Genomic DNA, 8,570 nt, shown 5'->3' on the forward strand with positions numbered 1-8,570 from the left:
GGCCGGGCCCAGCGGACTGGTCAAGCGTGGAGGCGGACGCCAGCCCGCGTCCTGCCCAGCCTGTCCTGCCGCCGTTCCCCGGCGACAGGCAGCCGCCTCCGCCGTTCGGCCTGCCGCGGACGCAGGCCCAGGCACCCGCGGGGGACCGGGCCGGGACGGATGTTCCCGCGCGAGCGTGGCCCGCGGGCCCGGACGCGACACCGCCCGCCGACCGGTCCCCGGCAGGATCGGACATGCCCATGCGCGGCCGGCACGCGGGCCCGGTCCGCTCCGACAGCTTCGCGACGCCGGCCAGCCCGGGTAGCGCAGGCGGAACAGGCAGCCAGGCAACCGCGGGCAGCCCCTGGACCTCGGCGACCCCGGCCACCGCCTCTTCCGCCCCGCCCGCCCAGTCCCCCGCGCCGGCTCCGCCCACACGACCCGGGCCGGCCATTGCGCCCGTGCCCGTCCCCCCGTCCCCCTGGTCATCGACGCCAAGCTGGTTCGACCCCGCGTCGCGCCCGCGGCGCGACACCGAGGCAGAAGCGCCGCCGCAGGAGTCCGCCGAAGCGGGCACGCCTGCCACGACTGGACTGCCGGCCACGGACGTGGCCGCCGACGGCGCGTTCGCCGCCACGGACAGCCCGGAAACCGGCGACACCTCCCAGGCTGCGAGCGAGTTCGAGACCGCGACGTCACCCGGCGGCACGGGCACGTCCTGGACTTCGGACACCGCCGATGAGGACGACGTCTGGCCGAGCAGAAGGTACTGGCTAACCGACGAGGACGAGCCCGACGAGCCGCGGGCCACGTCGCAGGTCGTGACCGGCGCGGCCGGCAGCCCCGGCGACCCCGCGCCGTCCGGCGGCGACCCCGCTCCCGAAGACAGCGCTCCCGAAGACAGCGCGGCCGAAGACAGCGCGGCCGAAGACGCCAGCCAAGAAGCGGACACGCCGCAGACGGTTGGCGACCTCCCCGCAACGGGCGAGCCCGCCACCGCGCCCAGCGCCACTGCGGACGCCGCCGATGAGGATGAGGAGACCGGCCAGGCCGCGCCCGCGGGTCCGGCCCAGGAACGCGCGGGCGCCCACCCCGAGCCTGAACCCGCCGAGCCGACGGCAGCGGACAGCGCGCCGGCCGGGGCCGGCGACACCGAAGACGAGCACGACCCGGCCGGGCCGGCCCGTCAGGTCACCGTGGTCCCCGGTGTCCCCAGGTACCACGACAAGGGCTGCGTCCTCATCCGCTTCATGGACGATGAGGACCTGCAGACGATGACCCTCGATGAGGCCTCGGCAGCAGGCTGCACCCCCTGCCGGGCCTGCCAGCCCGACACCGGGTCAGGCTGAGCGCCCGGGCGGGCCCGGTTGGTGCGGCCAGGCGGTTTCCCTGGCGTCCCAGAAGTCCCGCGAGTGCCACTTTGGACACTTTGTGCATGGACAAATCGGGCATTCCGGGCGCTAAATGGTCACAGAGTGTGCAAAGTCCCACGCCAGGGGGGCGACGGCCGCGACGGTCGCAGCGGTCGCGAGGCCCCCGGGAGGCAGGGCCGGGGCGGGAGGCCGCCCGCGGCCGGGCCGCCAGGCGGGCTAGTGAGCCGGTCCCCGGTTGCGGGGTCAGCGTGCAGTCGCCTGCCCCGGCCCTGCGCTGTCCCGGCTGCCCCGGGCACATCGGGCACATCGGGCGCCCTGGGCGTCCCGGGCGCCCCGGCCGCGGCGCGGTGTCCCCCGCCGCTGGGCCCCGCGTGTACCCTGCGCCGCCCGCGTGGCGCGCCCGGCGGGATGCCTGAATTAACTGCCCCGGGGATGAGGCATGAGGCTTGACTCAGGCATCTGCGCGCGGCGGTCGCGGCTGCCCGGCACGGGTACCCGCGGATGAGCCGGATCTGTGCCCGGCCGTGACCCCCGCCATCCCCTGCCGCCCGTGCCGCTGGCGTGCCCGCCCGGGGGATGCGCCTCATGATCATGGTCCATGGGCGGTTTCCGGGAGGTGGTTCATCGCTGGACGGGGGAAATGTCGGCTATGTGCCCGCCGCTGGCGGGGTTGACCCGTGACCTGCCCTGCGCCGCGAAGGGGCCAGCGGCTAGGGCTGGCACCTTCTGTGACCGAAGACGCTCACGTGGTGACCGCAGAACCCACGGCCGGCTCACTAGCCAATCTCGATGACCTGGCCGGCGTGGGCCAGTGCGAGCTCGCCGCCGAAGGAGGCCGCCTCGCGGAACGCCTGTTCGGCCCGGTTCCACGGCTGCAGGTGGGTGAGCACCAGCTGGCCGGCCCCGGCCCGCGTCGCGTACCCGGCCGCCTGGCCAGGGGTCAGGTGCAGGTCCGGCGGCAGGTCCGGCCCGTCAAGGAACGCCGCCTCGCACAGGAACACGTCACTGCCCCTGGCCAGCGGCACAAGCTCCCCGGTCTCGCCGCTGTCGCCGGAGTACGCGAGCGACCGGCCGTCGTGCGTGAACCGGAAGCCGAACGCCTCCACCGGGTGGTTCATGTGCGCGGTCGTGACCCGGAACGGCCCGATCTCGAACGTCCCGGGCGCGAGCGACTCGAACGTGAACCGCTTCATCAGGCCGCCGTCGGCACCCGGGCCGTGGATGAGCCCGATCCGCTCGCTCGTGCCCGCCGGCCCGTACACAGGGATCGGCGGCTGCGGCCCGGCTGGCGAGTACGCCCGCGCGATCGAATACGAGTACAGGTCGACGCAGTGATCGGCGTGCAGATGGCTGAGGCAGATCGCGTCGACGTCGAAGAGCCCGATGTGCCGTTGCAGCGCGCCCAGGGCTCCGTTGCCGAGATCGACCACGAGGCGGAACCCGTCCGCCTCGAGCAGGTAACACGATGCGGCGCTGTCCGGCCCGGGAAAGCTTCCCGCGCACCCCACCACGGTAAGACGCATGCGACTCATTGTGCCCCCTGGGGGAGGTCGCAGCCAGCCATAAGCCGGCCGTGACCTCAGGCCCAGAGCTGGCCCTCGAGCCGCTCCTCCGCCTCCTCGAGCGTGCCGCCGTAGGCGCCGGTGGACAGGTACTTCCACCCGCCGTCGGCGACCAGGATAACGATGTCGGCCTTCTCCCCCGCCTTGACCGCCTGCTGCGCCATCGCCAGCCCGGCGTGCAGCGCGCACCCCGCCGAGATGCCGGCGAAGATGCCCTCCTGCTCGAGCAGCTCGCGGGTCCGGCGCAGCGCGTCCGTCGACGCCACGGAAAACCGCGTGGTCAGCACCGACTCGTCGTAAAGCTCGGGGACGAAGCCCTCATCCACGTTCCGCAGGCCGTAGACGAGCTCGCCGTACCTCGGCTCAGCGGCGATGATCCGAACGCCAGGGACATTCTCCCGCAGGTAACGCCCCGTCCCCATCAGCGTGCCTGTCGTGCCGAGGCCGGCCACGAAGTGCGTGACCGTCGGCAGGTCGGCCAGGATCTCCGGGCCCGTGGTCTCGTAGTGCGCCCGCGCGTTGGCCTCGTTGCCGTACTGGTAGAGCATGACCCAGTCCGGATGCTCCGCGGCCAGCCGCTTCGCCATCCGGACCGCCTCGTTCGATCCGCCTGCCGCCGGCGAGGAGATGATACGGGCGCCGTACATGCGCAGGATCTGGCGGCGCTCCTCGCTGGTGTTCTCCGGCATCACGACGATCAGCTTGTAGCCGCGCAGCTTGGCGACCATGGCCAGCGAGATGCCCGTGTTCCCCGAGGTCGGCTCCAGGATCGTCGAGCCGGGCCGCAGCAGCCCGTCCTTTTCGGCCTGCCCGACCATGAAGAACGCCGCACGGTCCTTCACCGAACCGGTCGGGTTACGGTCCTCGAGCTTGGCCCACAACCGGACGTCGCCCGACGGGGACATGCGCGCAAGCCCCACGAGCGGCGTGTTGCCGAGTGAGTCGAGCAGCGAGTCGTAACGCATCGCAGCGGTCCGTTCGGGATGAAAATGGGCCTAAGCCGGCACGGACCCGCCAGCGACAGCGGGCAGCACCGTCACCGTGTCACCGTCCGAGACCGGGGTGTCCAGCCCGCCGAGGAAGCGGACGTCCTCGTCGTTCAGGTAGACGTTGACGAACCTGCGCAGGTTCTCGCCGTCGACCAGCCGGGCGCGCAGGCCGTCGTGCTCGGCGTCCAGGTTGACAAGCAGCTCGCCCAGGGTGCTCCCGGAACCCTGCACCGACTTGGCGCCGCCGGTATAGCTGCGCAGGATCGTGGGGATGCGAACCTCAATGGCCATGAACGACGCTCCTCCTGAACATGTGACGCCTTGCATGGGAACCCGGTTTGGCGCCGGATCATTCCGTGACCTGCACGGCTTCCTCGGTCACCTCGCCGCCGGCTATCCGGTACGAGCGGAACTCGGTTTCCGGCTCGTCCCGTGTAGATACTAGGACGTAATGTGCCTGCGGCTCGCTGGCGTACGAGATGTCGGTGCGCGACGGGTACGCCTCGGTGGCCGTGTGCGAGTGGTAGATCACCACCGGTTCCTCGTCCCTGTCATCCATCTCGCGCCACACCTTGAGCTGCTCAATCGAGTCGAAGCGGTAGAAAGTGGGGGAGCGTTCGGCGTTCTGCATCGGGATGAACCGCTCCGGGCGGTCGCTGCCTGCCGGGCCGGCGATGACCCCGCACGCCTCGTCCGGGTGGTCGGCGCGGGCATGGGCGATGATCTTCGCCTGCAGGTCGCGGGAGATCGTCAGCATGATCGGTCAGGTTACCTGCGGCGGTCGAGAGCACGGACCAGCGACTCCTGGACGGCGCCGAGCCAGCCGTACACCTCGAACGCCGCGATCTTCGGGTCCTCCCGGTCGAGCGCAGCGAGCTGCTCCTCGAAGTCCTCTGTCACCTCAAGCCGCACGCCGAACATCAGCCGCACGTCGTTCAGCGCCCGCAGCCAGTCCCGGGCCTGGTCACCGGTCAGCTTCACCCGCCCGCCGCTGCGCGGCAGCGTGTCGAGCATGGTCTGCGCGAAGTACTTCTTCGCCTCGCGCAGGCTCGACTCTGTGTACTTGCGGAACTCGCCCGCAGCCTCGGGGTCGTCGCGGTAGGCGTCAGGCAGCAGCCGGGCCAGCACGGGGTCTTCCGGTGCCCGCGGCTCGTCCGCGTCGAGAAGGCTCTCCAGGTCGTCGAGCACGCTGGCGGGCTCGCCGGAGCTCGCCCCGCCGAGCAGATCTATCACGGGGACGACGAGGGTGCGCAGCAGCGAGGCTTCGCCGGCGGACAGCCATACGCTGGCGCCGCCGTCCTTGGTGGGCCTGAACATCTCCATCTCTGCTTACTTGTCGGCTTACCTGTCGCTTACCTGTCGCTTACTTGTCCTGGCGGACGGTGGCCCACAGGCCGTACCCGTGCAGCACCTCGACGTTGTGTTCCATGGCCTCGCGCGTGCCGACCGCGACCACGGCCTTGCCCTTGTGATGGACGTCAAGCATCAGCTTCTCGGCTTTCGGGCGCGGGTAGCCGAAGACGTGCTCGAAGACGTATGTCACGTAGGACATCAGGTTGACCGGATCGTTCCAGACGATCGTGACCCATGGCTTGTCCGGCACCGTCTCGTCCGCCGATCGCGGCAGATCTACCTCAGCGGGTGCCACGCTCACTCGTACGCACCTCCCTGTACGTAGTCTTCCACCTGTGACCAATCCGGAGAACAGCGAACCCCCCGGCGCGGGCGCCTTCGGTCCTCCCCAGGCGGCGGACGGCGCGGCGGGGACCGCCCTGCTGACTGACCACTATGAACTCACCATGCTTCAGGCCGCGCTGCACAGCGGCGCCGCGCACCGCCGCGCGGTGTTCGAGGTCTTCGCCCGCCACCTGCCGCATGGGCGCAGATACGGGGTCGTCGCCGGCACCGGTCGGCTGCTCGACGCCATCGAGCGGTTCCGCTTCGGGCCGGAGGAGCTGTCGTTCCTGCGGGATTCCCGGATAGTGGACGAGACCACCCTCCGCTTCCTGGCATCCTATCGTTTTGGCGGGAACATCTGGGGATACGCCGAAGGCGACGTGTACTTTCCCGGATCGCCCATCATCGTGGTCGAGGGCACGTTCGCCGAGTCGGTGCTGCTTGAGACCGTGACGCTGTCGATCATGAACCACGACTGCGCGATCGCTTCCGCGGCGTCCCGGATGGTGACCGCGGCGGGCGGGCCTGGCGGCAGGCCGCTGATCGAGATGGGCTCCAGGCGGACCCACGAGGACGCCGCCGTCGCCGCCGCCAGGGCCGCGTACATCGCCGGGTTCGCGTCCACGTCCAACCTGCGCGCGCGCCTTGTGTACGGGGTGCCGTCCGCCGGGACCGCGGCGCACGCGTTCACCCTCGTGCACGACAGCGAACGGCAGGCGTTCACGGCCCAGGTTTCGTCGCTGGGCTCGGGGACGACCCTGCTCGTCGACACCTATGACGTGCAGCGGGCGGTGCGCACGGCGGTCGAGGTGGCCGGGCCGTCGCTCGGCGCCGTGCGGATCGACAGCGGCGACCTGGGCGCGCTGGCGATCGCCGCGCGTTCGCTGCTTGACTCCCTCGGCGCGGCTGACACCCGGATCATCCTGACCGGGGACCTGGACGAGTACTCGATCGCGGGCCTGGCCGTCGCGCCGGTCAACGGCTACGGCGTGGGCACGTCGCTGGTCACCGGGTCGGGGGCACCGACCGCGGCGCTGGTGTACAAGCTGGTGGCCCGGTCGGACAGGGCGGTGCCTCCGGGCGCGGGTCTCGGCGCGGGTCGTGGCGCGGGTCTCGGCGCGGGTCTCGGCGCGGGCGGCGAACTCAGGCCGGTCGCGAAGCGGTCGGTGGGGAAGCCGGGCCGGGGCGGGCGCAAGTGGGCGGTCAGGCACCGCACCGACGCGGGCGAGGCGCTGGCCGAGCGGATCAGCCTCGCTCCCCCCGACCCCGCCCCGGCCGACCGCGTGCTGCTGCACGAGCTCGTGCGGGAGGGCAAGGTCGTCGGGCGGGAGCCGCTGTCGGCCGCCAGGGAACGGCACCAGACGGCGCTGGCCGAGCTGCCCCCGTACGCGCTGCAGCTTTCGCGCGGCTACCCGGCGATCCCCACGGTGTTCGACCCCGATGGCGCGGAGGACTGAGCGGGCTGCAGGCGACCGCTCTGCGTGGCCAGCCGACATGTGGCGCAAACTGCAGGTACAAAAGGTATAAATCGAACGCGAACTCATCCGGATTGCGCCACAAGTCAATTCGTGACCGCGGCGAGGGCGTACGCCGAGGAGCCCGGAAACGCTTCGCGCGCGCCGCGGTGCGTCGGTAGCGTGAGCGGCATGGCGGTCGATTCCTCGCGGTTCTCTGGTCTGCTCAAGTCGCTCGGCGTCAGCGGTGAGGTGCGGCAGCTGCCCGAACCGGCGCCGACCGCGGCGGCCGCGGCCGCGCAGCTCGGCTGTGACGTCGGCGCGATCGCGAACAGCCTGGTGTTCGCCGCCGACGGGGCGCCGCTGCTCGTGCTGACCAGCGGCGCGCACCGGGTGGACACGGCGCGGGTGGCCGCGCTTGTGGGCGCGTCGGCCGTGTCCCGGGCGGACCCGCAGTCCGTGCGGGAATGGACCGGCCAGGCGATCGGCGGGGTCGCGCCGGTGGCGCACCCCGCGCCGATCCGGACGCTCGTGGACACCTGGCTGTCGCGGCATGCCGTCGTCTGGGCGGCGGCCGGCCATCCGCACACCGTGTTCCCGACATCGTTCCGCGAGCTGCTGCGGATCACGTCGGGCACGCCCGCCGAAGTGGGCGACTGAATCCCCTAGTGCGCGGCGTCCTGCGACATGGCCGTCGCCGCGATACGGTAGAAACCGTGCGCGCCCTGATCATCGTCGACGTGCAGAACGACTTCTGCGAGGGCGGCTCGCTCGCGGTGGCCGGCGGCGCGGCGGTGGCCCGCGACATCAGCGAGCGCCTCGCCTCGGCCGACCACGACCACGGCTACGCGCACATCGTGGCAACCACCGATTACCACATCGATCCAGGCGGCCATTTCTCCGACACCCCGGACTACTGGCAGTCCTGGCCCCCGCACTGCGTCGCCGGGTCGTCGGGAGCCGCCTTTCACCCGGCGCTCGACACGACCAGCGTCGAGGCGGTGTTCCGCAAGGGGGCGCACGCCGCCGCGTACAGCGGGTTCGAGGGCGTCGACGAGAACGGAACGCCGCTGGGTGACTGGCTGCGCGAGCACGACATCGACCAGGTCGACGTCGTCGGCATCGCGACCGACTACTGCGTGCGCGCGACCGCGCTCGACGCCGCCGCGGCCGGCTTTCGCACCCGGGTCCTGCTTGACCTGACCGCGGGCGTCGACCCGCGGACCACTGCCGAGGCCATCGCCGCCATGCGCGCCGCGGGCGTGGAGGTAACCGAGGGCACTCCCGTCATCGGCTAGCGGCGCTCGGCGGCCCACTGGCGGAGCATGGCGATCCGGGCACGGATCTGGTCGGCGCTCGCCTGCGGGAGCGCCGGGCCGCCGCAGGTGCCGCGCAGCTCGGCGTGAACGGCGCCGTGCGGCTGGCCCGTGCGCTGGCTCCAGGCGCCGACCAGGCCGTTGAGTTCCCTGCGCAGCGCGGTCAGGCCCTCCCGGGTCACCGGCAGCGGCGCGGCCGTCGGCGCGGCCGGGGGCGCGG

At 72.0% G+C, this 8,570-nt stretch carries 10 protein-coding genes and 2 pseudogenes; 4 read left to right on the top strand and 8 right to left on the bottom strand.

Annotation, left to right across the window (positions count from 1 at the left end):
- A pseudogene (locus Q1N79_RS12615) lies at positions 1-415 on the bottom strand (hypothetical protein); the annotation flags it as partial.
- Between the two features lie 25 nt (positions 416-440).
- Here Q1N79_RS12615 and Q1N79_RS12620 point away from each other — a divergent pair.
- Positions 441-1,328, top strand: coding sequence for a hypothetical protein (locus Q1N79_RS12620; RefSeq protein WP_300608624.1), 888 nt, complete (start codon positions 441-443; stop codon positions 1,326-1,328).
- A gap of 800 nt (positions 1,329-2,128) precedes the next feature.
- On the opposite strand, the gene Q1N79_RS12625 is transcribed toward Q1N79_RS12620, so the two are convergent.
- Genes Q1N79_RS12625 through clpS form a run of 6 tightly spaced genes read right to left on the bottom strand, consistent with a single transcriptional unit; the run spans position 2,129 to position 5,557 of the window.
- On the bottom strand, positions 2,129-2,875 hold the full coding sequence (locus tag Q1N79_RS12625) for an MBL fold metallo-hydrolase (protein ID WP_300608626.1): 747 nt from the start codon (positions 2,873-2,875) through the stop codon (positions 2,129-2,131).
- A 56-nt stretch (positions 2,876-2,931) separates the two neighbouring features.
- A complete protein-coding gene (locus tag Q1N79_RS12630; RefSeq protein ID WP_300608628.1) occupies positions 2,932-3,879 on the bottom strand; it encodes a cysteine synthase in 948 nt (315 codons plus the stop codon).
- Positions 3,880-3,909: 30 nt separating this feature from the next.
- A complete protein-coding gene (locus Q1N79_RS12635; RefSeq protein WP_300608630.1) occupies positions 3,910-4,194 on the bottom strand; it encodes a MoaD/ThiS family protein in 285 nt (94 codons plus the stop codon).
- Positions 4,195-4,252: 58 nt separating this feature from the next.
- Entirely contained in the window at positions 4,253-4,660 is a 408-nt protein-coding gene (locus Q1N79_RS12640) for a M67 family metallopeptidase (protein ID WP_300608632.1), read from the bottom strand.
- Positions 4,661-4,671: 11 nt separating this feature from the next.
- A complete protein-coding gene (locus Q1N79_RS12645; protein WP_300608634.1) occupies positions 4,672-5,220 on the bottom strand; it encodes a DUF2017 domain-containing protein in 549 nt (182 codons plus the stop codon).
- 46 nt (positions 5,221-5,266) lie between these two features.
- Entirely contained in the window at positions 5,267-5,557 is a 291-nt protein-coding gene (clpS, locus tag Q1N79_RS12650; RefSeq protein WP_300608636.1) for an ATP-dependent Clp protease adapter ClpS, read from the bottom strand.
- A 118-nt stretch (positions 5,558-5,675) separates the two neighbouring features.
- Between clpS and Q1N79_RS12655 the strand changes: the two genes are divergently transcribed.
- From Q1N79_RS12655 to Q1N79_RS12665, 3 genes are all read left to right on the top strand, one after another.
- A complete protein-coding gene (locus Q1N79_RS12655; RefSeq protein WP_300608642.1) occupies positions 5,676-7,037 on the top strand; it encodes a nicotinate phosphoribosyltransferase in 1,362 nt (453 codons plus the stop codon).
- Between the two features lie 189 nt (positions 7,038-7,226).
- On the top strand, positions 7,227-7,694 hold the full coding sequence (locus Q1N79_RS12660; protein WP_300608638.1) for a YbaK/EbsC family protein: 468 nt from the start codon (positions 7,227-7,229) through the stop codon (positions 7,692-7,694).
- A 56-nt stretch (positions 7,695-7,750) separates the two neighbouring features.
- Complete coding sequence (locus Q1N79_RS12665; RefSeq protein ID WP_300608640.1) at positions 7,751-8,332, top strand: isochorismatase family protein; 582 nt, start codon at positions 7,751-7,753, stop codon at positions 8,330-8,332.
- Here Q1N79_RS12665 and Q1N79_RS12670 read toward each other — a convergent pair.
- Positions 8,329-8,570 (bottom strand): annotated as a pseudogene (locus Q1N79_RS12670) (ATP-dependent helicase); the annotation flags it as partial. The gene Q1N79_RS12665 and the pseudogene Q1N79_RS12670 sit on opposite strands and share 4 nt — an antisense overlap.

It is taken from the genome of Trebonia sp. (assembly GCF_030042015.1).
Lineage (GTDB): Bacteria > Actinomycetota > Actinomycetes > Streptosporangiales > Streptosporangiaceae > Trebonia.

What these genes read in the sequence shown, in the direction of transcription:
- Q1N79_RS12640 (WP_300608632.1), bottom strand. Translation starts at nt 4,660, where the DNA reads ATGCTGACGATCTCCCGCGACCTGCAGGCGAAGATCATCGCCCATGCC.
- Q1N79_RS12645 (WP_300608634.1), bottom strand. Translation starts at nt 5,220, where the DNA reads ATGTTCAGGCCCACCAAGGACGGCGGCGCCAGCGTATGGCTGTCCGCC.
- Q1N79_RS12625 (WP_300608626.1), bottom strand. Translation starts at nt 2,875, where the DNA reads ATGCGTCTTACCGTGGTGGGGTGCGCGGGAAGCTTTCCCGGGCCGGAC.
- Q1N79_RS12635 (WP_300608630.1), bottom strand. Translation starts at nt 4,194, where the DNA reads ATGGCCATTGAGGTTCGCATCCCCACGATCCTGCGCAGCTATACCGGC.
- Q1N79_RS12630 (WP_300608628.1), bottom strand. Translation starts at nt 3,879, where the DNA reads ATGCGTTACGACTCGCTGCTCGACTCACTCGGCAACACGCCGCTCGTG.
- Q1N79_RS12660 (WP_300608638.1), top strand. Translation starts at nt 7,227, where the DNA reads ATGGCGGTCGATTCCTCGCGGTTCTCTGGTCTGCTCAAGTCGCTCGGC.